This window comes from Fervidibacillus halotolerans (genome assembly GCF_026547205.1).
Taxonomy (GTDB): domain Bacteria; phylum Bacillota; class Bacilli; order Bacillales; family Caldibacillaceae; genus Fervidibacillus; species Fervidibacillus halotolerans.
In genome coordinates this window covers 672,084-694,782 of sequence record NZ_CP106877.1, presented here as the reverse complement: position 1 = coordinate 694,782, position 22,699 = coordinate 672,084, and the positions used below count along the sequence as shown (strand labels likewise).

Annotated in this window: 21 protein-coding genes and 1 riboswitch; of the genes, 10 read left to right on the top strand and 11 right to left on the bottom strand. The window is 36.4% G+C overall.

From position 1 onward, the window contains the following. Positions 1 to 57: 57 nt before the first annotated feature. The 4 genes from OE105_RS03270 to OE105_RS03255 form a co-directional block, all read right to left on the bottom strand. Entirely contained in the window at positions 58 to 684 is a 627-nt protein-coding gene (locus tag OE105_RS03270) for a class I SAM-dependent methyltransferase (protein WP_275421308.1), read from the bottom strand. A gap of 209 nt (positions 685 to 893) precedes the next feature. Next, positions 894 to 1,043 carry a hypothetical protein gene (locus OE105_RS03265; protein WP_275421306.1) on the bottom strand — a complete coding sequence of 50 codons (150 nt, stop codon included), beginning with the start codon at positions 1,041 to 1,043 and terminating at the stop codon, positions 894 to 896. A 159-nt stretch (positions 1,044 to 1,202) separates the two neighbouring features. Beyond that, complete coding sequence (locus tag OE105_RS03260; RefSeq protein WP_275421305.1) at positions 1,203 to 2,075, bottom strand: CAP domain-containing protein; 873 nt, start codon at positions 2,073 to 2,075, stop codon at positions 1,203 to 1,205. Positions 2,076 to 2,578: 503 nt separating this feature from the next. Further along, the gene (locus tag OE105_RS03255) at positions 2,579 to 3,466 is read right to left on the bottom strand and encodes a LysR family transcriptional regulator (RefSeq protein WP_275421304.1); all 888 of its coding nucleotides are present in this window, start codon (positions 3,464 to 3,466) and stop codon (positions 2,579 to 2,581) included. A gap of 373 nt (positions 3,467 to 3,839) precedes the next feature. Here OE105_RS03255 and hutG point away from each other — a divergent pair, with 373 nt between their 5' ends. From hutG to OE105_RS03235, 4 genes are all read left to right on the top strand, one after another. Beyond that, the gene (hutG, locus tag OE105_RS03250; protein WP_275421303.1) at positions 3,840 to 4,709 is read left to right on the top strand and encodes a formimidoylglutamase; all 870 of its coding nucleotides are present in this window, start codon (positions 3,840 to 3,842) and stop codon (positions 4,707 to 4,709) included. A gap of 210 nt (positions 4,710 to 4,919) precedes the next feature. Next, positions 4,920 to 6,584: a urocanate hydratase gene (hutU, locus tag OE105_RS03245; protein WP_275421302.1), complete on the top strand. Its 1,665-nt coding sequence runs from the start codon at positions 4,920 to 4,922 to the stop codon at positions 6,582 to 6,584. A gap of 128 nt (positions 6,585 to 6,712) precedes the next feature. Beyond that, positions 6,713 to 7,990, top strand: coding sequence for an imidazolonepropionase (hutI, locus tag OE105_RS03240; protein WP_275421301.1), 1,278 nt, complete (start codon positions 6,713 to 6,715; stop codon positions 7,988 to 7,990). Positions 7,991 to 8,195: 205 nt separating this feature from the next. After that, on the top strand, positions 8,196 to 9,533 hold the full coding sequence (locus OE105_RS03235) for a YjiH family protein (protein WP_275421300.1): 1,338 nt from the start codon (positions 8,196 to 8,198) through the stop codon (positions 9,531 to 9,533). A 322-nt stretch (positions 9,534 to 9,855) separates the two neighbouring features. Here the strand turns inward: OE105_RS03235 and OE105_RS03230 are convergent, their stop codons facing one another. Then, a complete protein-coding gene (locus OE105_RS03230) occupies positions 9,856 to 10,566 on the bottom strand; it encodes an HAD family hydrolase (RefSeq protein WP_275421299.1) in 711 nt (236 codons plus the stop codon). A gap of 162 nt (positions 10,567 to 10,728) precedes the next feature. Further along, positions 10,729 to 11,001: a DUF3986 family protein gene (locus OE105_RS03225; protein WP_275421298.1), complete on the bottom strand. Its 273-nt coding sequence runs from the start codon at positions 10,999 to 11,001 to the stop codon at positions 10,729 to 10,731. Between the two features lie 239 nt (positions 11,002 to 11,240). Beyond that, positions 11,241 to 11,342, top strand: a riboswitch (purine riboswitch). Positions 11,343 to 11,394: 52 nt separating this feature from the next. On the opposite strand from OE105_RS03225, the gene ade reads away from it, so the two are divergent. After that, positions 11,395 to 13,131 carry an adenine deaminase gene (gene ade, locus OE105_RS03220; RefSeq protein ID WP_275421297.1) on the top strand — a complete coding sequence of 579 codons (1,737 nt, stop codon included), beginning with the start codon at positions 11,395 to 11,397 and terminating at the stop codon, positions 13,129 to 13,131. 134 nt (positions 13,132 to 13,265) lie between these two features. On the opposite strand, the gene OE105_RS03215 is transcribed toward ade, so the two are convergent. The 3 genes from OE105_RS03215 to OE105_RS03205 all read right to left on the bottom strand — a co-directional run bounded on the left by OE105_RS03215 (position 13,266) and on the right by OE105_RS03205 (position 15,760). After that, positions 13,266 to 14,267 (bottom strand): HAAS signaling domain-containing protein, encoded by a 1,002-nt coding sequence (locus tag OE105_RS03215; protein WP_275421296.1) that lies wholly within the window; start codon positions 14,265 to 14,267, stop codon positions 13,266 to 13,268. Positions 14,268 to 14,278: 11 nt separating this feature from the next. Beyond that, positions 14,279 to 14,620, bottom strand: coding sequence for a PadR family transcriptional regulator (locus OE105_RS03210; protein ID WP_275421295.1), 342 nt, complete (start codon positions 14,618 to 14,620; stop codon positions 14,279 to 14,281). 360 nt (positions 14,621 to 14,980) lie between these two features. Next, entirely contained in the window at positions 14,981 to 15,760 is a 780-nt protein-coding gene (locus OE105_RS03205; protein ID WP_275421294.1) for an ABC transporter substrate-binding protein, read from the bottom strand. Positions 15,761 to 16,135: 375 nt separating this feature from the next. Between OE105_RS03205 and OE105_RS03200 the strand changes: the two genes are divergently transcribed. From OE105_RS03200 to OE105_RS03180, 5 genes are read left to right on the top strand one after another with little or no spacing between them, the layout of a single operon-like run. Then, positions 16,136 to 18,109: a BglG family transcription antiterminator gene (locus OE105_RS03200; RefSeq protein WP_275421293.1), complete on the top strand. Its 1,974-nt coding sequence runs from the start codon at positions 16,136 to 16,138 to the stop codon at positions 18,107 to 18,109. 1 nt (position 18,110) lies between these two features. Next, positions 18,111 to 18,551 (top strand): PTS sugar transporter subunit IIA, encoded by a 441-nt coding sequence (locus tag OE105_RS03195; RefSeq protein ID WP_275421292.1) that lies wholly within the window; start codon positions 18,111 to 18,113, stop codon positions 18,549 to 18,551. Beyond that, a complete protein-coding gene (locus OE105_RS03190; protein ID WP_275421291.1) occupies positions 18,548 to 18,823 on the top strand; it encodes a PTS sugar transporter subunit IIB in 276 nt (91 codons plus the stop codon). Before OE105_RS03195 ends, OE105_RS03190 begins: the two co-directional genes overlap by 4 nt. An 18-nt stretch (positions 18,824 to 18,841) precedes the next feature. Continuing rightward, positions 18,842 to 20,107, top strand: coding sequence for a PTS ascorbate transporter subunit IIC (locus tag OE105_RS03185; protein ID WP_275421290.1), 1,266 nt, complete (start codon positions 18,842 to 18,844; stop codon positions 20,105 to 20,107). Beyond that, positions 20,107 to 20,850 (top strand): SIS domain-containing protein, encoded by a 744-nt coding sequence (locus OE105_RS03180; RefSeq protein WP_275421289.1) that lies wholly within the window; start codon positions 20,107 to 20,109, stop codon positions 20,848 to 20,850. The genes OE105_RS03185 and OE105_RS03180 overlap by 1 nt, the downstream gene beginning before the upstream one ends. A 270-nt stretch (positions 20,851 to 21,120) precedes the next feature. On the opposite strand, the gene OE105_RS03175 is transcribed toward OE105_RS03180, so the two are convergent. Further along, complete coding sequence (locus OE105_RS03175; protein ID WP_275421288.1) at positions 21,121 to 21,885, bottom strand: HAAS domain-containing protein; 765 nt, start codon at positions 21,883 to 21,885, stop codon at positions 21,121 to 21,123. A 13-nt stretch (positions 21,886 to 21,898) separates the two neighbouring features. Further along, entirely contained in the window at positions 21,899 to 22,219 is a 321-nt protein-coding gene (locus OE105_RS03170) for a PadR family transcriptional regulator (protein WP_275421287.1), read from the bottom strand. Positions 22,220 to 22,699 lie beyond the last annotated feature (480 nt).

Genomic DNA, 22,699 nt, shown 5'->3' with positions numbered 1-22,699 from the left:
ATCCAAGCACTTATAACCAGATGCAATGGGTTTCATCGTCAGCGTACGATCTTCACATTATTTACTTATTACAAGTACCCCACCACAATAGGAGATTGGGATGAATTCAAAATTGCCCATTGTGTTAAAGGCCGGTTTCAGCTCATCGATCACGAAATAATATTCTTCATCATCCCAGTGGGCGATATGATTCATTCGACACATTTCCAACTGTTTGCGACTTTTAAAGGCAATATCTCCAATTAGGATTTTTCCATCTGGTGTCAATAAGCTTAGGAATTCTTTTAAAAGGGAGATCTTTTTTTCGTCGGTAAAATGATGTAATGTGTACGTACTAATAATCGTATCATACCGATGTTCTTTAACGACATCTGGTAATCCCATCGACAAATCCCATTCGATTAGATGTGCTTCAGGCATTTTTTCCTTCGCGATAGAAATCATCTTTCGAGAAAAATCAATCCCATAAATACGCTGCCCACTTTTATAAAGTCGTGTTGTAAGTTGTCCAGTGCCAAAACCGATATCCAATATTTTTGAATTTCTTTTTTCCATTGCTTTCTCGTAAATCGTTTGTAAAATCCTTTCATACCCGGCAAAAGGATAGGAATTGCCTTCTTCACTCTTTCGGACAGTTAAGTCATACTCCACCGCCCATTGATCAAATCCATTTTTATCTAACATATAATCCCCCTTATCAGTTTGTTAATTAAAAATATTATGAAAAGTCTGTCGTTATTTTTTTGACGAAGAAAAATATCCCTACTACACATCAAATTGAAACGAATTATTAATCGATGAAATTCCAGTTGTACTAGATTCTTTTTTCATTAAAAAGGAAAACTCTCCCAATGAAAGCTTATAAAAAAACCGAGGCTGTCACTTCCCCGGATTCAAGAGAAAATTTTCCAAATAAAGTAAATTACCCCAATGACAATGATAAGATTGACAATTACGGAGATAATTCCGAACAATAATTTTAACATCAATTTGATTAAAAAAAGGGCAGCGACAATAACGAGTAACGTCTGCAATATTTTCATTACAAATAACCTCCTTAAAAAAATGAACGGATTCTGGGAAGATCATTGGTTCTACGATATTTTTATCATAGCATGAAATCCATAGGTTTTCAGTGCTATTTAACGAAAAGAAATGTTCAACCACCTTAAGGGTAAATAGATGTCCCCCTTTCTTTCCCTTTATTTACGAATGAGATGCATCGTCCAATAATGCCCTGTTGAAACATAACCGATGCCAATATGAGTATACTTAGGGTTCAAAATATTTTTCCGGTGCCCTTCACTATTCATCCAAGCAGATACGACTTGTTCCGGTGTTGGAAATCCGTAGGCCAGGTTTTCACCTGCATATGTATAATCGATTCCAAAATGGTCTAGTAGATCAAAAAATGATCCGTAAACGGGACTCGTGTGAGAAAAGTACTTATTATTCACCATATCCTCCGACTTTTTCTTGGCTACATAGCTTAAAGAAGGATCCACTTGCAAGTTCGACAACCCTTGTTTATCCCTTTCCACATTTGTTAGTCTAACGACTTCACGTTCAAATTCGTTTAATTCATAAGATAGATCGGATGTTGTTTTTTGTTTTTCTACTTTCTCTTCCTTTTGTTTCGTCTCACTTTCACTTGAATTTTTCTTTTCTGTTGGTTGTTTTTGAGCCGTTTTCTCATCTTCCTTTATTTCTATTTTTTTCTGGGGCTCAACGATATCCTCCTTCTTTTTTTCTTCAACTTTTTCATCACCGTTTTTATCGTTTTCTACTACTTTTTTATCCTTTTCCTCTTTTTCTTTTACCTCATCCTTTTTCGAATTGGACCCGAAAAAGGTTTCCGATGAAAATTCAAGGTAATCGAGTCTTTCTGGCTTCGTTGCATGAACATGAATTTCATAATCTTCCCGATTCGATCCATTTTCTCCGTTTGTTTCAACAATATTGGTAGATGCATAGGTCCCTTCAAATAATTTCACACCTTGAAAATTAATTAAAAGAATTAATCCGAAAAGACCGATTCCGAATATGATTAAAAACTTTCTCCTATTCGTACGCATGGAAACTCCTCCATTTTTCAATTAAAGGATTTGTAGCATCAATCGTCTAAATCTTCATTAAGAACCGATAAATCGACAAATCCCAGCGAATAAACCCAACTTTATCGTACTGATTTTTGCAAATTATATCAACGCATGTCGAGTCGATTTAACACTTTTATTAAAAAACAGGACAAAGTACCTATGTAATTTATGTAATATTCTCTATTTTTTGTAAAGTTTATTACGTTAAGTTAAGTTTACAAAAAAGGGAATAAAACGTAGCTATATATTTTTTGCGAACCGAACCTTTCCCTCGTTGTAACAACTGTAAAGGATGAATCCTCCAAATGTTTTCCATCTCTTTTGAATCCAAGAACATTACAAAAATAAAAAAGGGTACGATTTTTCTCGTTCACCCTTCCCATTAAAAATCTTTTTCCCGTTTGTTAATTTCATTATGAATCGATTGAAACTGTAACATTTCATATGCGAACTCCAGACAATGGAAAAAATCCTTTCCTCTAATCTTTTTCAAAATAATTTTTCACTAAATCGATAAAACCTGAAGCAGTCGGAGGTAAATACCTGTTTTTTTCAAAGGCTAAATATACGGTACGGAGCAACGGAAAATCTTGAATTGGTCTTGCATTTGCTGATAAACTTTTCGCATATTTCACATAGTTTTCTGGGATCATTGTAACCCCTAAGTTTTCTTCAACAAGTCGTGTCGCGGTTTCAAAACGTTCGATTTCAAATTGGATATTCGGTACAATCCCAACTTCACGGAAAGCCTTTAAAATATCTTCCCGTGTTTGAAAGCCTTCACGACTAACGATAAAGGGCTCCTCCGCCAAATCCGATAAATGAATATACGGTTTTTCTGTCAGGGGATGTTGCGGAGGGAATAACGCGACGAGCCTTTCCCGATAAACGGGAGCAGTTTCAATCTCCTCCCGATGGATAAACTGGTTCGTAATGGCCAAATGGATCTCATAATTCCATAACGCCTCTTCTACCTCTTCCAAACTAAGAACTTCTAATAATTTTACTTTTACGTGAGGAAAATTTTCCTTAAATTGATTTAAAAGATCCGGTAACCATAGCATAGAACTTTCGATTAATCCGATCGAAAATTCGCCTACTCCGCTTTTTTTTACATTTTCCAGTTCATTTAAAACATTTTCGTGATGCCGAATCAGTTTCTTTGCTTCTTGATATAATAACTCTCCCTCCTCTGTTAACCGAAATTCCTTCGTTGATCGTTCAATGAGTTTCAAATCGAGAGACTTCTCCATATTTTTTATTGCACTACTTAAAGAAGGTTGAGAAATATGTAATTGCTCTGCAGCCTTCGTAAAACTTCTTTTTTCTGCTACTACGACAAAATAGTTTAAATATCTAATTTCCATCTCATTTCTCCTTCCTTTGAGATTGTGACATCGACCAATTCCGTACACTTATAGTCAAAAGTGGTGGTGTTTTGAATATACATAGGGCACTTACAGTTTCATTCGTTAACATCAATATAATTAAGTACTTATTGTTAAACCTATTTGATAAAAATGAAACAATAGTCAAATCGATGTAAATTTATAGCTTTTATCTATAAATCCATTGGCAAAGGATATTGGTATTTCTATCATATATAAACTATAATATTTTTAAAAGTTGAATATATTAAGATTTTTTGAGAGGTGAATCGTCATATATCGACCACCGAATAAAAGCTTATGGACGGGACGACTTGATGGAGAAAGTCCACCTTATTGGCGCTATTTTCAAATGGTTCAATGCTTTTCATTGGAACAATTCCCACCTCAAGAAAGGGATGGGAAAACGAAAATCGGTATTCTCGGTTTTGAAAGTGACGAAGGCGTTCGTCGAAATCAAGGACGAGTAGGTGCAAAGCAGGCACCCGATGAAATCCGCAAATTTTTCGCTCAAATTCCAGTTCCAAATACTCCCCTATCCCTTTTTGATCTTGGAAATATTGCGTGTGAAAAGGATCGTTTGGAAGCTGCTCAGCACGAATTAGGAAAAACGATTCAACATTTACTCCAACGGGATGTGTTTCCACTTATACTTGGTGGCGGACATGAAACCGCTTACGGACATTATTTAGGGGTCAGGTCCTTCTTAGGTGATGCACCAACTATTGGAATTATCAATATCGACGCCCATTTTGACCTTCGAGAAGGTAAAAAACCGTCCTCAGGCACAATGTTTCGACAAATCCTTGAGGAGGATGGGAAAGTAGATTATTTTGTTCTCGGTATTCAACGATTTGGAAATACGGAAAAACTATTTCAAACTGCTGAAAAATATAACTGTAAATATTTATTAGAAGAAGAAGTCGATCATTTCGATGTGACATTTGAAAAAATCCAACAATTTGCCAATCGACACGATTATGTTTTTTTAACTTTATGTTTTGATGCCATCGATAGTTCTTATGCACCTGGTGTTAGTGCACCTTCTCCCTTTGGTTTACACCCGAAAACTGTTCGAAAATTGCTTCGAATGATTGCCCGTTTACCAAACCTACTTAGCTTTGACATATCTGAAGTTAATCCGGTAACTGATGAAAGCGGAAAAACGGCAAAACTCGCATCTTTACTGATTGCGGATTTCATTCATAACCGTAGTACGTAATGGTTTAAACGTCACATCGGGAAAAGGGGGAACAAATGGAAAAATTCATAAATATCCTTTATAGGTTTTATGTTTTTCAAATCGTAAAAACCAAACCGTTCGTCAATCCCATACGTGTTGAAAATAAAAACATATGGGTACCAATCTAGTCTTTCATGGATTCTATACGAGTAGTAGCAAACGAATGAAGAATGAAAGGGGTTTTTTAAAATGACGTTACCGACCGTAGAACAATTTAGAGGGAAGAAACTGCATACAAAAGGTTGGATTCAAGAAGCAGCTTTACGTATGCTCAACAACAACTTAAATCCAGAAGTTGCAGAAAAACCGGAAGAACTTATTGTCTATGGGGGAATTGGAAAGGCTGCTCGCAATTGGAAAGCGTATGAAGCAATCGTTCGAGAGTTGAAAAACTTAGAAAACGACGAAACATTGCTCATTCAATCAGGTAAGCCGGTAGCTGTTTTTCGGACCCATACAGATGCACCAAGGGTATTAATTGCCAATTCCAATCTCGTCCCTGCTTGGGCAACATGGGAACATTTCCATGAGTTGGATAAAAAAGGACTCATGATGTACGGACAAATGACAGCCGGAAGCTGGATTTACATCGGAAGCCAAGGAATCGTTCAAGGTACCTATGAAACCTTTGCAGAGCTGGCTAGGCAACATTTTCACGGATCATTAAAGGAAAAAATTACCGTTACTGCTGGTCTCGGAGGAATGGGTGGAGCTCAACCCCTCGCTGTTACGATGAATGATGGGGTTGCCATTGTAATCGAAGTGGATCCTGTGCGAATCGAACGGAGATTGAAAACGAAATATTTGGATACTTATACAGATCGTTTGTCCAAGGCGATCGAAATGGCAAAGGACGCAGCAGCAAAAGGGCAGCCCTTATCCATCGGTCTATTAGGAAATGCGGCGGACATATTACCGGAAATGATTAAACAAGGCTTTATTCCAGATGTCTTAACGGACCAAACCTCTGCCCATGATCCTTTAAATGGTTATATTCCCAGTGGATATTCCATTGAAGAAGCAAAAGAACTAAGAAGAGAAAATCCAGAAAAATATGTGAAACTGGCGAAAAAAAGCATCGCAACCCACGTACAAGCAATGCTTACAATGCAAGAAAAAGGTGCAGTTACATTCGATTACGGAAACAATATCCGACAAGTGGCAAAGGATGAAGGAGTAGAAAATGCCTTTCAGTTTCCTGGATTTGTCCCTGCTTTTATCCGCCCACAGTTTTGTGAAGGGAAAGGTCCCTTCCGTTGGGTAGCCTTATCCGGAGACCCAGAGGATATTTATAAAACCGATGAAGTCATTTTACGGGAATTTCACGACAACGAACACTTAACGAAATGGATTCGGATGGCAAGAGAAAAAATTCAATTTCAAGGATTACCTGCACGGATTTGTTGGCTCGGTTATGGGGAACGGGCAAAATTCGGAAAAATCATTAACGATTTAGTAGCTTCCGGTGAAATAAAAGCACCGATTGTCATCGGTCGAGACCACTTAGACTCGGGTTCCGTTGCATCTCCTAACCGGGAAACGGAAGGGATGAAAGACGGAAGCGATGCGGTGGCAGATTGGCCGATATTAAACGCCTTAATTAATGCCGTATCCGGTGCGAGTTGGGTAAGCGTCCATCACGGTGGTGGAGTCGGAATGGGCTATTCCATCCATGCCGGAATGGTCGTCGTTGCCGATGGAACGAAAGAGGCGGAAAAACGGTTGGAACGGGTTCTGACAACAGATCCAGGAATGGGTATTGCAAGACATGTTGATGCTGGATATGAACTGGCGATCAAAACAGCAAAAGAAAAAGGTGTACACATTCCGATGTTAAATGATGATACAAATTAATTTGTAACTTTAAAATCGTATATAAAAAAGATGGATAAATCTTTAGATTAATAATCAATTAAATTATATGTTTAAGGCGTTCAATTTGAAGCATATTTGGAAATTCCATTGTAAAGGAAGTGTGTCAGATGAATCACATTCTATATATTAAAAACGCCGCCCAAATAATCACAACGACCAATCATTCAGAAAAACCAGCAAAAAAAGATGAAATGAGGCACCTCCAAATTATCGAAAACGGAAGCATTCTTGTGGAAGATGGAATCATTTTAGCCGTCGGAGAAGATGATTTCATCCGAGAAAAATATACGGATGACATTAATCAGGCCCAAGTAATCGATGCGAAGGGAAAGATCGTTACCCCGGGTCTTGTAGATCCCCACACCCACCTCGTCTATGCAGGTTCAAGGGAAAAGGAATATGTTATGCGTTTGGAAGGGAAATCATATATGGAAATTATGGAAGCTGGTGGCGGGATTCACGCAACGACCGTTGCCACCCAAAAAGCTGATTTCCATACGCTCTATGAAGAAACAAAAAGGAGATTAGACACCTTTTTACTTTATGGAGTGACGACCGTTGAAATAAAAAGTGGATACGGACTAACGTTAGAGCAGGAACTCAAACAGCTTGAAGTAATTGATGAATTGCGAAAAAATCATCCAATCGATATTGTTCCCACATTTATGGGCGCCCACGCTATACCGAAACGATACGAAAACGACCCGGATCGTTATGTGGATGAAATTATTCAAAGGATGCTACCTGTAGTTGCTGAACGGAAATTAGCCGAATTTAACGATGTTTTTTGTGAAAAAGGGGTTTTTACTCCTGAACAATCGAGACGAATATTGGAGGCAGGAAAACGTTACGGACTGCAGCCAAAAATCCATGCGGATGAAATTGAACCTTTAGGCGGTGCACAATTGGCTGCTCAAATCGGGGCTATTTCCGCCGACCATCTTTTGAAAGCATCCGATGAAGGGATTCATGCACTCGCAAAAACAAATACGATTGCCGTACTCCTTCCCGGTACAGCCTTTTTCTTAATGGCAGAATTTGCCCCTGCACGAAAAATCATCGATGCCGGTGTAGCCGTTGCTTTATCGACCGATTCCAATCCAGGTTCGTCCCCTACCATTTCCTTACCTTTTATTATGAATTTAGGCTGCTTGAAAATGGGGATGACGCCGGAAGAAACGATTACTGCAGCGACCATAAATGCCGCCCATGCCATTGATCGGGCAAAAACCGTTGGAAGTTTAGAAAAAGGAAAACAGGCCGATATTGTCATCTTCAATGTGCCAAATTACTTATTTTTGTCCTATCAATACGGAATGAATCATGTGGATACGGTCATTAAACGGGGCAAGGTAGTTGTCGAAGGAGGAAAACTAATCATTTAGCCGCATTTAATTGTAAAATATACTTTAAAACCTATCCATTTTTCTTGATATGGGACGTAAACAAACCGCTCTTTTTCATAATGAATCTTGTTAGTTTCGAACATACAGGAATAGATTGGAATCTTTCGTAATTTATCTGCAATTTTTAAAGGGGTATGTTTGCATGTTTACATTTGAATAATATTGAAACAAAAGGGATGATGAAATGGATCAGATTCAAACAGGGGTGCCAGAGTTAAAAAGTGGAAAACCGTCTTCAGTAATTCCCTTTTTCAAGTTTATTATATTCAGTCTTATTGGAATTTTTATGTTTTTCGTTCCGATTACATTAAATAACCGTTCATCGATTCCCTTAGACCACATCGTCACATGGATTCGAAATACATTTCCTGAAGCGGTCCCCTTTTATTTATTGGTAACCATTGCCTTTGGAGCAATACATCCTTTTATTCAAGGAAATTGGAAAAAGGATGGGGTTCATGTTGTCCTATCAATTTTTAAAATCATCGGCTTAGTTGTAGCATCCTTGATCGTATTTGAAATCGGACCTAAATGGCTTTTCGAACCAGATATGGGACCATTTCTTTTCAATAGTCTCGTCGCTTCCGTAGGCGTACTCGTCCCAATCGGTGCTGTATTCCTTTCATTATTGACAGGATACGGTTTATTAGAATTTATCGGAGTAATTATGCAACCGATCATGCGGCCGATTTGGAAAACACCTGGAAGATCTGCCATCGATGCAGTTGCCTCCTTCGTCGGTAGTTATTCAATCGGCTTGTTAATTACGAACCGTATATTTAAAGAAGGGAAATATTCAATTAAAGAAGCAGCCATTATTGCAACCGGATTTTCTACCGTATCAGCTACCTTTATGATCGTTGTTGCTAAAACATTAGACTTAATGGAAATTTGGAATACGTATTTTTGGGTGACTTTATTCGTAACCTTTTTTGTGACGGCTATTACCGTTAGATTGCATCCATTAAGAAACATGAGCAACGGCTACTTTAACAATATGGATGGGAATCCCGAAGAGGTAATCAAAAAACACCGAATGAAAGAAGCCTGGAACCAAGCAATGGAGGTATCTAGAAAATCTAGCAATTTTGTTAAAACTGTCTGGATTCATTTGAAAGATGGATATTTAATGACAACGTCCATTCTTCCTTCCATTATGTCGATCGGGCTTCTTGGACTCGTGTTAGCAGAATATACACCTGTGTTCGATTTGATTGGGTATATATTCTACCCGTTCACTTGGCTTGTCCAACTTCCAGATGCTTCTTTGGCCGCCAAAGCTGCATCTATGGGGATTGCCGAAATGTTTCTGCCAGCTCTTCTAGTCGTAGATGCAGCACTCATTACGAAATTCGTTATTGGCGTTGTTAGCGTATCTTCTATTATCTTTTTCTCTGCCGTTGTACCTGTAATTTTGTCGACGGAAATCCCGATTAGCATATCGAAAATGGTTTTCATTTGGTTTGAACGGACGGTTTTAACGATTCTAATCACCACACCAATTGCATATTTATTGCTGTAACAAGCAGTTGGAAAAAGTAATTTTTAAACGAAGGCATGAAGTATCCCCTCATATTACTTAAATGAACGTTCGAATATGTCGTAAAAAAATTGGCCCTGCATGTTAGCAAGGCCTTTTTTATTCAAAAAAATGGATTAATTTTCAGCTAATTCAAAAGTTGAGATTTCTATTTCGTTTACCCTTTTTACTTCCAATGTATCAAGGACTCAATAATTATTTAAAAGCATGTTAAATAATAAACATAATGTCACACATATAACGAACGATTTTTTTCTCTATAGAAAGTGGACATTTTAAGAACCATCCATTCAAATCGGATCGGTTATGAACACAAATAATTTGTTACTACATACTTTAGTAATTCTTCAGGACTATGGACAATTTTATCAGGCGTAACGGATGTTTCGCGTAGTTTTCGCATGCGGTGATTCAACCATATTGCACTCCAACCGACCCGTTTCGCTCCAATCATATCATTTTCAAAGGAATCGCCAATATATACGGTTTTTTCCTTGTCTATCTGCATCTTTTGTTCGACAATTTGAAAACTTTGCGGATCTGGTTTGGCACTCCCTATCGCTTCGGATACAAAAATATTCTCCATTGGTATCCATTTAGTTAATCCAAGTCGATGGACTTTCATCAATTGGTGTTGATAAGGACCATTGGTTAAAATACCCATTTGCTTTTTATTTTCCTTTAGTAAATCGAATAAACGGGCGATTTCTGGAAAAATGGTAATCTGTTTTTGTGCCTTTTCGTACACCTTTTGAAATTGAACTGCTTTTTCATCTTCAATCTCGATGTTAAAATCACGAAAGGCGGCCGTAATTCGATGAATGTGCAAATCCAGTAATGAAATTTCTCCCCTTTCGCTTTTATTAAACAATTGTTCCCCATGCCTTCTACTAGAAACATACAATTTTTCGATCGGTATATCCGTCAAATTCGGAAAAACCGAATGAAAAGCCTGTTGAAATGGTTGTAATTGATCGTATAACGTATCATCCACATCAAATAAAATGGTTTCCATGTACTATTTCTTCACAACCCTTCTTAATTTGTAAAATGCTCTTAAGTATTATACCACAGGAAAAAGGAGCCGTAGCATTGATCTACCAATTTTCGGAAAGTGAACCAAAAGAAGTGAACCAAAAGAACCGGAACCTTGACCCACTTAACTCGTCATTTTTCGTTAAATAACGTTACGGCTTTTTAGCCAGTCTTTAAACAACTTCGATCCTCTTTCGTAAGTTAAATCTTTCGTCTGAATATCAAATATTCGATAACCGAGCTGGTCATAATAATCGTATTGATGTAATACACCTTCGAGTAATGAAACGTCTTGGTCGTCATTCAAAAAGACAATCCATTTATCTTCATTTAGAAGTTTATATGCAATAGCTTCTAAGTCAACAGAATCTTCATAGTAACCAATATGAAGATGAACCGTTGAATCGAAATTCATCATTTAACCCACCTTTGTCAATATGTGAATTATTAAATAATTATACTTTTCTATTCTTTAAATTTCCCATCTATCAATATCATAATCATATAATCGTTCTAAATCTATATCAATATCCAAAATCGTTCTTTACTCAACTTACATTCCATTTCCATTTTTCAAAGCATATAGAAATATAGCTGTTAAAAAATTCACCTTCATTCTTGCTTTCTTATAAAATAACCCGTATAATCATTAATTAAAAATACGAAACGCGTTCTCGTATAAGTTTGGAAATAAGGTCCAAACGTCTCTACCAAACTACCGGAAATAGTTTGACTACGGGAGAATAGCACCACATCTCTCTGTCAAACTCAACGTGTTTGAGTTTATTACAGAAGGGAAAAAGGAAAAATGAACAAAAATCAATTAAGAAAAAGAATTCAAGTAGCTAGTAGGCAAATCCCCGCAGATCTTGTCATTAAAAATGGGAAAATTATCGACGTTTTTAATTTAGAGGTTATTCATGGAGATATCGCCATTGCGGATGGAGTCATTTGTGGAATCGGAAAATACGTGGGAAAGGAAGTTATTGATGCTGAAAGTAAGTTCATTGTTCCAGGCTTCATTGATGCCCATGTCCACATCGAATCCTCCATGGTAACACCAAAAGAATTTGCAAAAGTGGTCCTTCCCCATGGTATAACAACCGTCATCATCGATCCACATGAAATCGCAAACGTCACAGGAACAGAAGGTATCTCCTTTATGTTAGAGGACTCAGAGAACTTAGATTTAGATGTGTTTTGTATGCTCCCCTCTTCAGTCCCAGCTACTCCATTTGAAAACGCAGGTGCAGTACTAAATGATGAAGAATTAAAACCTTTCTATAACCATCCCCGCGTACTCGGACTTGCGGAAGTTATGGATTACCCCGGTGTTGAAAACTTGGAAGATCGGATGATAGATAAACTCATATCCGCTTCTCCTTATCATATTGACGGACACGGAGCTGGTCTAGACTTTGAAGGCATCAACGTATATAGAGCCGCTGGAATTCAAACGGATCACGAATGTGTGACGAAAGAACAAATGAAAGATCGGCTCTCACGCGGAATGTATGTCATGATTCGGCAAGGTTCTGTCGCAAAAAATTTGCCTGATTTAATCAGCGTTGTCAATGAAAAAAACAGTCACCGTTGTTTATTTTGTACAGATGACAAGCATTTGGACGACCTGATTGAAGAAGGAAGCATCGACTACAATATTCGGTTCGCTGTAAAAAACGGTCTCGATCCCCTAATTGCGATTCAAATGGCATCAATCAACGCTGCCCAATGTTTCGGTCTAAAACAAAAAGGAGCCATTGCACCCGGATTTACGGCAGATTTTTTGATTATCGAAGATTTAAAAACGTTAACCATTGAAGAAGTATATAAAGCTGGAAAATTAATTGCAAAAAACGGTCAATATTTAAGATTAGACTCCAGTGAACAGCGATTTAAATTTGCAACAAATTCCATCCACCTAAATAGTAATCAGCTTACAAAAAAAGATTTAGCCATCCATGTGAAAAATAATCAAAAAGCCCATGTAATCGAAGTCATTCCGAATCAAATCGAAACGATAAAACGTTTAATGAAAGTTCCTACCGATGGAGAACGCTTCATCCCTTCTTCTGAAAAGAACTTGGCAAAACTCGCTTTGCTCGAACGACATAAAAACACCGGTAATATCGGACTTGCCATCGTGAAAGGACTAGGATTAACGAACGGTGCCATTGCTACAACCGTAGCTCATGATTCCCATAACTTAATTGTTGCCGGTACAAATGATGAGGATATGATTTATGCCATCCAAAAGATGCAGGAAATCGGCGGCGGTCTTGTCGTTGTTAAGGACGGAAAACCAATCTCCACATTACCACTTACGATCGGCGGCCTTATGTCAGACCAAAATTATGAAACTGTCGCCAATCAATTGTTTGATGTAAACCGTGCTCTATTTGAAGTAAGCAAACACCGGCATTTTAACCTTTTTCTAACCCTTTCGTTTTTAAGCTTGCCCGTCATACCAGAACTTAAAATTACAGATTTAGGTCTTTTTGATACTACCACTTTTCAACATATTAAAATTGCGGTGGATGAATAACAGAAATGGGCCAAGGGAACCGGAACCTTGACCCACCATTTCCTGGAAGTAAGTGAACCAAAAGAACCGGAACCTTGACCCACCATTTCCTGGAAGTAAGTGAACCAAAAGAACCGGAACCTTGACCCACTTATTCATGCCGATCGATAGCGAAATGCTTTATATAGGGCAACGATAATTTGCGTGAAACCAACAATGGCAACCACCGCAACAATCGACTGTTTGACTCTTTTCCAAAATAATGGGAAATCAATTGACCAATTCACCAGACTATCAATTTCCGTTGCGAAATTCGCATTCCATACAGTGGAATCTAAAAGGATCACTAAAGTAATAATTGTAACCAAAGCAGTGAGCACACTGTGAATGACAGCGTGGGAAACTGTCCATTTTCGGTAATACAATTTTAATAACGCCTTTAAAATACTCATCATAAATACGGTCAAAATAAAAAATTTATACCCTTGTAAAACGTCAGTATGAAAAACGGGAATGACAACCGTTCCATTGTCACCTTGAACATATGCGGCAATCAGTTCCGGATCAGAAAAAATAATCGTAATAACAATCGTATAAACAACCGTCGTCACTACGATTGTTGCGATCGCATCCGCAAAAGAAATGATTGCTTTGTTATGAGGGATGGCAGGCAGTTTCGATAAATCCCATTCTCTTTTTTGTGTGAGGTGGCTTGCAAAACGATTTTTACGTTCAATGATAAAAAAGGCAACCGTCGTCCAAGTAAAAGCTTGCAAAACTCCGGAAAAGACAAGGGAAACGTAATTTTCCATAACTTGACCGATTTGATTTCCGCTGATAAAAAGATTTTCTACGAGTACAGCGAGCGAAATACCGACGAACACAGATGCTATAACAATTTTAAGAACAAGAATATATGTGTCATAATAATTCGGACCGATCAAATACCGTTTCGTACCTCGATAACCATCCGCAATGTTTTCTGGATCTCCTAATTTCAATAGAACTTGCTTTACTTTTTCTTCAAACAGTTCCGGCCCTTGTTGTTGTTCAATCATATCCATAATGTTCGCCCGCAGTTCTTTTTCAATCTCCTCTCGCTGTTTTCCCGAAAAATATTTCGTCACGGCATATATGTACCGATTTATATAATCCATTTTAATCAATCCTATCCTTTTAAAAGTTCATCCATATTTTTTACCATTTGAAACCAATCATTTCGAAGATTTTCGTAGACTTTTTTTCCAGTTTCACTTAATTGATAATATTTTCTCGGCTTCGATGTATCCGTTTGCCAACTACTTTCCAAAAGGGTTTGTTTTTCTAATCTCCTCAACAGAGGATACAATGTTCCCGCTTCAACGGGAATCCCCTTTTTTTCAAGAAGCATAACGAGGGAATAACCATATTGAGGCGTTTGTAATTGGCTAAGAACGGTGAGAACGATCGTCCCCCGCCGCAATTCATGCAATAAACTTTGATACAAGTCTTCATCCTTTTTTGGAACCATAAAAAAACCTCCTACACGTATAATACTGTGTATTACACATTATTGTCAAATGCATATTATTGATTACTTTCAAATGAATTGAAAAAACCTTCCATAAAAGGAAGGCGCATTGCTTCAACATGTTCTTGAAAAAGAAATTGTGGCAACCAACATTCGTTCATTTTAGAAACAAGTAAAAGGAAGGAACTGGAACTTTCTTAATGAAATAACTTCTAGAAAATGGGCCAAGGGAACCGGAACCTTGGCCCACCATTTCCTGGAAGTAAGTGAACCAAAAGAACCGGAACCTTGGCCCACCATTTCCTGGAAGTAAGTGAACCAAAAGAACCGGAACCTTGACCCACCGGAACCTTGACCCACTTATTTGAAAATCGTTTGAAAATAGTCTACCGCTTCAATCATTTTCGGCCCGTACCAAAACATTTCACCATTAATCAACCTCACCTTCACATTCGGTAACATTTTTTGAAATGCCTTCACATGCTCTTCTTCAAAGGGAAACGGTTCAGTCGCTAAAAACAATTCATCGAGTTGAGCTTTTTTAAAATCTTCTTCCGCCACGACCGGGTATCTTCCATCAAATGAAGAAAAAGCGTTAACAAATCCTAGTTCATTTAGAAGGGAATGAATATACGTATTTTTCCCGACGACCATGTACGGATTTTTCCAAATGACATAGGCGATCCTTTTCCCATGTTGATTCGGCATAGATTGGATGTGACTTTCAATCGCTGAACGGAGATTTTGTGCCTCCCTTTTCCGATCCGTTAATTCCCCTAAGTCATTGATTAATTTATACACATCTGCAACGGATTGTACTTCTGCGACATAAACTGGAAAATCTTTTTCTAATTGTTCGACGATTTCCTTCGTATTTTCTTCTTTTTCAGCAAAAATAAGATCCGGTTGGAGAGAACGAATTTTTTCAAGAAAAATACGTTTTGTTCCTCCAACAATCTCTGCTTTATTGACCATTTCTTTCGGGAAAATACAGTAGCGCGTTCTTCCGACGATGAATGGCTGTAGTTGTAGTGTATAAAGGGTATGGGTAATTGCTGGAACGATTGAAATGATCCGTTTTGGAGGATAGGAAAATTCAACTAAACGACCGAGGTGATCCGTCACCTTTTTTAAAACCATGGGACGCCTCCTTTCAATCTACTTTACTTAATACTATACCAGTTTTTTGTTTTTTTACCATTTTAAAATTATTCGAAAATATATTCAGTCAGCTTCATATTCAATTTTTGCTTAGCAGTAATCAATTTTTAGTATTATTCGTGATATCTAATCATTAATGAAAAGTATTTTCAACAGACTTGAAAAATTTTGAGAAGAAATATGCCTATTTAAGCAGTTAACTAAAGATTTGAACAAAAATAAGATAATTAATAAATTACTATAATAAGCAATAGGTGTTCAGCTGATTTCAACATTTAAAACTAACATTCCTGTTCTTCTTAAAATTGTGAAAAAATTATATAATTATAATAGAGGAATGGAAGGGGGATTGAAATGGTTTCAAAAAGACAAGCTGTATTACTGAAAAAATTGATAGAAAATGGCAAATATGTTTCAACTAGACATTATGCTGAACTTTTAGACGTATCTGAAAGGACCATCCATTCCGATTTAAAACAACTGGAGGATGTTGTTAAACGCTCCTTATGTAGACTTGATAAGAGACCGAATAAAGGAATCATACTTATAGGTTCAAAGTCGCAAAAGCAAAAATTACTGAACCACTTGGACCAATTATCCCAAATTGACTTGACACCGTTACAAAGAAAAATCACGATTTTACAATCGTTAATAGATGGGAAAAAACTTTCCTATAACCAATTAGCAGCAACCTTTAGGGTAAGTCGTTCTTCCATCGCAAGTGACTTTAAGTGGATTAAAAATTTATGCAATAAAGTGCATGTTCGACTTGAATATGATAATTCTGGGACTTATATTTCCGGATATGAAAGCGCTATCCAATCGTTAATGAAAAAACTATATTTGGAAAAATTTAAATTAGAATATAATCGATACCCGGCCTATCTTAATGAATACCATCATTTTTTACTAAAAACAGACGAAATTAATCCTGTAATCTTACAAACATCCTTTAATTTAATATTTAATATAGCTACAAAACATAAGTTAGACAATCATTATAGTATCAATCTATACAATACTCTTTTCATCCTTTGTAAGAGGAATCAACTAAACAAACACATTGAAGCATATAAAGGCTCAATTCTTGAAAAAATCCAAGAGTTGGAAAATTATTATATAGCTAGCGAAATTGCTGACAAAATCAAAAGCGTCTTAAAGATTAATTTTACGAAAAACGAACTTATTTATTTAAATGAAAATTTAGTTGCAAACGGAATCACTCCAATTATTTGGTATGTAGGAAAAGATCGATACCATCGAGCCGTTAAACGACTCATTAAACGATTCAGTAATGTAGTTAATATAGATTTAAATAACGATAAAAAACTATTTACTAATCTGCTTAATCATATTATTCCGATGATATACCGTTTAGATCACGGGATTCAGTTAAAAAATCCTCTTCTTAGTGAAATAAAAAGACAGTACTCTTTAATGTTTAACATTACTTGGTTTGTTCTTATCGACTTTGAACAGGAATTAAACATCCACTTACCCGAAGATGAGATTGGTTTTATTCTCGTTCATTTTCAATCTGCCCTTGAAAGAAATACTAGTTTAAAAAAAATCTTAATTGTCTGTCCGACTGGTCTTGTCACATGGAAATTATTAGAAGAAAGATTGCGAAAATTTGTTCCAGGGATGTTTGTTTATGAAATCACCTCTTCTAACGAAATAGACTCATATAATCTACAAGCCTATGATTATATCATTACCACAGTCCCAATCGAGATGGATAACGAGGAACAACATAATGTCTTTCATCTTTCTCCCATCCCAAGTGACCAAGAATTGCTTCACCTATCTCAGGTTATCGCTAACTCTACTGATACTGAAACAATTCTTAGTAAAATTAAACCATACAAAAATAATTTTGAAATCATTAATATTTTGGATATCGATTTAATCTATTCTAATCAATCTATGAGTTCGATGAACATGGTGTTAAATTTTTTAATAACAAAATTAGAGGAGAAAAATATTGTTGATCCACGATATCGTAAATCATTATATTTACGAGAAAAATTATCATCTACTGCTTTTGAGTTCGGTGTTGCCATCCCACACGGGAACCCAGAATATGTACATAAAACTAAACTATCTATTTTAGTTAATGAAAAAAAAATCGTGTGGGGTAAAAAACGTGTAGATGTTATTTTACTCTTATCCATTGCAAAAGAAGACAAAGAATTAGTAGGACCTATTCTTGTGCAAATTAATGACTTACTTTCAAGTCGTGAAAAAATTGAACAAGTGTTTATAAAAAAATCTTCAAAAGAAATTTATCAATATTTTCTCACACAAGCTTGTTATGGAGGAAAATGAAATGTTAACTAAATTTTTACCAAAAGACCATTTACAACATGAGGAACGAGTAAAAAACTGGGAAGAAGCTATAAAGATTGCTAGTAGACCATTACTTAAAAAGGGGGTGATCGAAAAGAAATATATCGATAATATGATCAAAAATGTTTATACAAATGGTCCCTACATTGTTTTAAATGATTACTTTGCTCTTCCCCATGCACAACCAGGAATCGGTGTTAACAAAAGCGGAATGGCTCTTTTAACTCTTACAGAACCAGTCGATTTATTAGGTCATCCAGTTAAAGTATTTTTAGTGTTGGCAGCCTATGATTCATCAAGCCATTTACAAGCATTGAGTGAAATTACAAAATTGATGATGGAACAGGAAAATTTTGATGTGATCTTAAATGGAAATACAGATGAAATTTATCAATTGTTATTAAAAGGAGGAATATCATGAAATTTTTAGCTGTTTGTGGTTTTGGTGTTGGATCATCTATGGTGCTGAAAATGACGATAGAAAAAGTTTGTCGTGCTCGAAACATTAATTGTGAAGTACAAAATACTGACTTGACATCCGTAAAAGGTATGGAAGCAGATGCGGTTTTTACAAGTCCAGAAATAGCAATGGATTTAAAACAAACATTAAAATGTCCAGTTTTTGGAATTAAAAAGTATATGGATCAAAAAGAAGTAGAACAAGCTATTAATCAATTTTTAGAAAATCAATAAAAAAGGAGGTATGCAAAAATGATGGAATTTATCACTACAAACATTTTACGAAATCCCCCAGTACTGTTAGGCTTGATCGCAGCCATCGGTTTAATCGTTCAACGGAAAAATATTGCCGACATTGTAAAAGGAGCGTTCCTTGCAGCTTTCGGAATGTTTATTCTTGACACTGGTGTTGGATTGGTCGCTGGAACAATTGCACCAATTAACTCAGCTTTTCAAGAGGCAATTACTGGTTCAACGTCTGTAGGTGAATCTCTTAATGATGCAACATTTACCTCAAGTTATGGTGGAGACGTAGGGCTAGCAATGTTTTTAGGATTAATTTTACATCTTCTCATCGCTCGATTTTCAAAGGTTAAAACGATTTTTCTAACTGGTCATATGCTTTGGTGGTTCCCCTTCATTTTCGTTGCAGCAGGTGTTGAAGGTGGACTTTCCGGAATGCCACTAGTGATCTTTGGTGCAGTAACATCAGCTTTATATTGGTCATTCATGCCTTGGATTATGAGAAAGTTCGTCTGGGATGTAACGGGAGACAAATCATTTTTGATAGGACATCCAACTGGTATTTTAAGCATTATTTCTGGAATCGTTGCTCGAAAATTTGGGAACAAAGAACATTCTACAGAAGATATCAAATTACCTCAAAGTCTGTCATTCTTCCGTGAAATTTCTGTAACAGGTGGTATAGTCATTTTTATTATGTACATTGTCGTTACTATCATTGCACCTAGTATTGTAAGTGAAGGAGAAAACATGTTCTTCTTATCACTAAAACAAGCTATTACTTTTGCTGCAGGTTTGTTAATTATGTTATATGGTGTGCGTTTATTAATCAACCAAATCATTCCTGCCTTCCAAGGTATTTCTGAAAAGGTTATTCCCGGTTCGATTCCAGCATTCGACTGCCCAATCATTTTCAACTATCGACCAAATGCAGTCATAATCGGTTTTATTGTAGCTATGATTACTTCTACTGTAATGATTATCATTGCAAATTCCTTCAATGTTTTCGGTGTAATTTTAATTCCTCTAGTAGTTACGTCGTTCTTTGAATGCGGTTCCGCTGCAGTCATCGGTGAAGGACAAGGTGGTATTCGTGGTGCAATTATTGGTACATTTGTCGCATCCATATTTATGGTATTAATCATGGGGATTTCTGTTATGATTTATAATGATACCATTCAAAATTGGTTGCTAGTATTCGGAGGAAATGATTTCTCACTATTTGGTCCCATTGCAAAATTAATTGCGGATTTATTCTCAGGAGTGATAGGTTGATGTTCGAATACTTAAACCGAATTAGAAAAATTTTAGATACGGTAGAAAAATATGAAAAAGATGCTATTCGTCAATCTGTAGAAATGATTACAGAAGCTATTTTAAAAAAGCACTCTATATTCGCCTTTGGAGCAAGCCATGCAGGAATTTTAACACAAGAATTATTTTATCGAGCAGGAGGGTTGATAAATATAAATCCCATCTTTGCCCGTGACTTGATGTTAGATACAGAACCGATAACCCATACTTCCAGGTTAGAACGGCTTCTAGGTTATGGAACTATATTGGCAAAAAAAACGCCCTTTACTGAGGGTGATGTGTTAATCCTTCATTCGGTATCAGGACGTAATCCAGTAACAATAGAATTAGCAATGGAAGCACGAAAAAAAGGTGTTTCAACCATTTCCATAACAAATCTTGCCTATTCTCGATCCGTTTCCTCCCGCCACGAATCGGGGAAAAATTTGTATGAGATATCTGATGTCGTAATCGATAACCATGGGGACATTGGAGATGCTACATGTGAAATAGAAGGTGTACCCCAAAAGATCGGACCGACATCAACTGTCATTGGCGCAGCTATTGTTAATACTATTGTCGTAGAAGTAGTGAGAAACTTAGTCCATCAAGGAGTCAATCCTCCACCAATTTTTTATAGTGCAAACTTAGACGGTGGAGATGAGCAAAATAAGAAATTATTCGAACAATATAAAGAAAGTATTCATTATCGTTATGACTTATAATTGTTAAAATGTCTTTAATACAAATACAATTTGCAGATTTTGCCCCGACTAGTTAGAACATCTCATCTAACTACCGGGCTTTTTTATTTCAAAGCATATTCTCACAAAAATGAATTTCCCTTCTTTTAGAAACATACTATTAGTTAGAATTTTCCAATTCAACCGTACCAATATTTTCAAAATGAAGCAATGGTTTTTGAAAAATTAACAAAAAAGTCATTTGTTGGAAAAGCAATCCTGTTAAAAAAACCGCAAAACGCGGTTTTTCTTCTATTTCTGTTTAAGTGTTCTGAAAACGATGAGGATATAGATGAGGATCAGCCCGAACGTAATACCCGTAGAAACGAACACATTCGTTACTTCACTCCATCCAGTTCGTTCGGCAATCCAATCTAGCTCTAGTACGACTTCCGGAACATATACGGCAAAGGGGAGAAAAATTGGAGTCCATGTTTTTGACCAAATACTAATAGTGATTAATACAAGGCTTGCTATAATCCCTACGATCCAATTTCCTACTTCATTCAAAATGAAAACTGGAGGGCCAAATTGATCTTTTAAAAATATAAGTGTTATAAAAGAACCAATTTGTAATAACACTAACATGGACATGATGATTAACTGGGCTTTTTCACCGATTTGGTTTGCGGCCATCCCTTTAATCGATACGATTATAATACTTAAGAGAATCAATACAGTGACTGGATACCCAATCAATTCAAGCCAAGTATAACGAATACCTTCCTTGATCAAATCTCCTAAAGCAATAAAGGCGCAAAATCCGATAAGAAAAACCGGCAAGATTTTCATAATCATTTTGTGGTCCGTTGTCATCTCTCCAGCCAAATTTTCCATATATTCCTTTGGAGAACGACCGATGATTTTATCCACATTCTTTCCTCTTTTTTCTGCTTCCCGTAAATGGTCTTCCAATTCGTTCACAATGTCGTTAATTTCCTTATCTTTTTTTCCACTCGTTACTAAATACAATCGTAAATTTTCCAAAAACTGTTCACTTTTTTTAGACAGTTGCATATTTTTTCCCCCTTTAGTTTTTTAATACATTATCCACGGCATTGGAAACATCCGCCCAATTTTTTTTAAACACTTCAAGCTCTTCCAACCCCCGTTTAGTAATCGTATAATACTTCCGAGGAGGCCCACCGGATGGCAACGATTTTTCTTTCACTTCAACAAGTTTTCCTTTGCGCATTCGTAAAAGAAGTGGGTAAATGCTTCCTTCCTTCACCATCGAAAATCCGTACGTTTGCAATTTTTCAATCATTTCATAACCATACGTTTCTCCTTTTGCAATAACAGCTAACAAACATCCTTCCAAAATTCCCTTTAGCATTTGGCTTGAATTCACGAAGACACCTCCCCAAACTATATTGCATTGCAAGTTATATGAGTAAAAAAATAGACAATCCATATACAACTTAACACAAACTATCTTGCATTGCAAGGTTTGGTTTAAAAAATAATAATGAGTATTCAATTGTTCCAAATCTAACTTGCAATACAATGTAGTTTTATTTTATCACTGGCAAATTCATTTTGCAAGATTTTTGTTGCAAAATGAATTTATTTTATTTAATAAATCTTCATACCAAAGCATGAATGTAATGATCTCATTGAATCCTAGGATGTAATGATCCGTCGTGAAAACGATATTTGAAAGCTTTTAAATTCCTTGGAAAGAAGAACATCATTATAAATCTATGAACACGGATATTTCTTCGGGTGAAACGAAAAACCCTTCATAAACAGTACGAAGGGTTTTCTTGACATTTAAAAATATATTGATTTGTTCCTGTTGTCTCTTCCTTTATCCAATGGAAGTATAATT

Excerpts from the sequence above, each read along its gene's own strand:
- OE105_RS03265 (WP_275421306.1), bottom strand. The coding sequence starts at position 1,043 with ATGAAAATATTGCAGACGTTACTCGTTATTGTCGCTGCCCTTTTTTTA.
- OE105_RS03205 (WP_275421294.1), bottom strand. The coding sequence starts at position 15,760 with ATGGTTTTAAAAAAGGTGACGGATCACCTCGGTCGTTTAGTTGAATTT.
- OE105_RS03215 (WP_275421296.1), bottom strand. The coding sequence starts at position 14,267 with ATGGATTATATAAATCGGTACATATATGCCGTGACGAAATATTTTTCG.
- hutG (WP_275421303.1), top strand. The coding sequence starts at position 3,840 with ATGGTTCAATGCTTTTCATTGGAACAATTCCCACCTCAAGAAAGGGAT.
- OE105_RS03175 (WP_275421288.1), bottom strand. The coding sequence starts at position 21,885 with ATGCAACTGTCTAAAAAAAGTGAACAGTTTTTGGAAAATTTACGATTG.
- hutU (WP_275421302.1), top strand. The coding sequence starts at position 4,920 with ATGACGTTACCGACCGTAGAACAATTTAGAGGGAAGAAACTGCATACA.
- OE105_RS03210 (WP_275421295.1), bottom strand. The coding sequence starts at position 14,620 with ATGGTTCCAAAAAAGGATGAAGACTTGTATCAAAGTTTATTGCATGAA.
- OE105_RS03255 (WP_275421304.1), bottom strand. The coding sequence starts at position 3,466 with ATGGAAATTAGATATTTAAACTATTTTGTCGTAGTAGCAGAAAAAAGA.
- hutI (WP_275421301.1), top strand. The coding sequence starts at position 6,713 with ATGAATCACATTCTATATATTAAAAACGCCGCCCAAATAATCACAACG.
- OE105_RS03185 (WP_275421290.1), top strand. The coding sequence starts at position 18,842 with ATGATGGAATTTATCACTACAAACATTTTACGAAATCCCCCAGTACTG.
- OE105_RS03230 (WP_275421299.1), bottom strand. The coding sequence starts at position 10,566 with ATGGAAACCATTTTATTTGATGTGGATGATACGTTATACGATCAATTA.
- OE105_RS03190 (WP_275421291.1), top strand. The coding sequence starts at position 18,548 with ATGAAATTTTTAGCTGTTTGTGGTTTTGGTGTTGGATCATCTATGGTG.
- OE105_RS03270 (WP_275421308.1), bottom strand. The coding sequence starts at position 684 with ATGTTAGATAAAAATGGATTTGATCAATGGGCGGTGGAGTATGACTTA.
- OE105_RS03235 (WP_275421300.1), top strand. The coding sequence starts at position 8,196 with ATGGATCAGATTCAAACAGGGGTGCCAGAGTTAAAAAGTGGAAAACCG.
- OE105_RS03180 (WP_275421289.1), top strand. The coding sequence starts at position 20,107 with ATGTTCGAATACTTAAACCGAATTAGAAAAATTTTAGATACGGTAGAA.
- OE105_RS03195 (WP_275421292.1), top strand. The coding sequence starts at position 18,111 with ATGTTAACTAAATTTTTACCAAAAGACCATTTACAACATGAGGAACGA.
- OE105_RS03225 (WP_275421298.1), bottom strand. The coding sequence starts at position 11,001 with ATGAATTTCGATTCAACGGTTCATCTTCATATTGGTTACTATGAAGAT.
- OE105_RS03260 (WP_275421305.1), bottom strand. The coding sequence starts at position 2,075 with ATGCGTACGAATAGGAGAAAGTTTTTAATCATATTCGGAATCGGTCTT.
- OE105_RS03200 (WP_275421293.1), top strand. The coding sequence starts at position 16,136 with ATGGTTTCAAAAAGACAAGCTGTATTACTGAAAAAATTGATAGAAAAT.
- ade (WP_275421297.1), top strand. The coding sequence starts at position 11,395 with ATGAACAAAAATCAATTAAGAAAAAGAATTCAAGTAGCTAGTAGGCAA.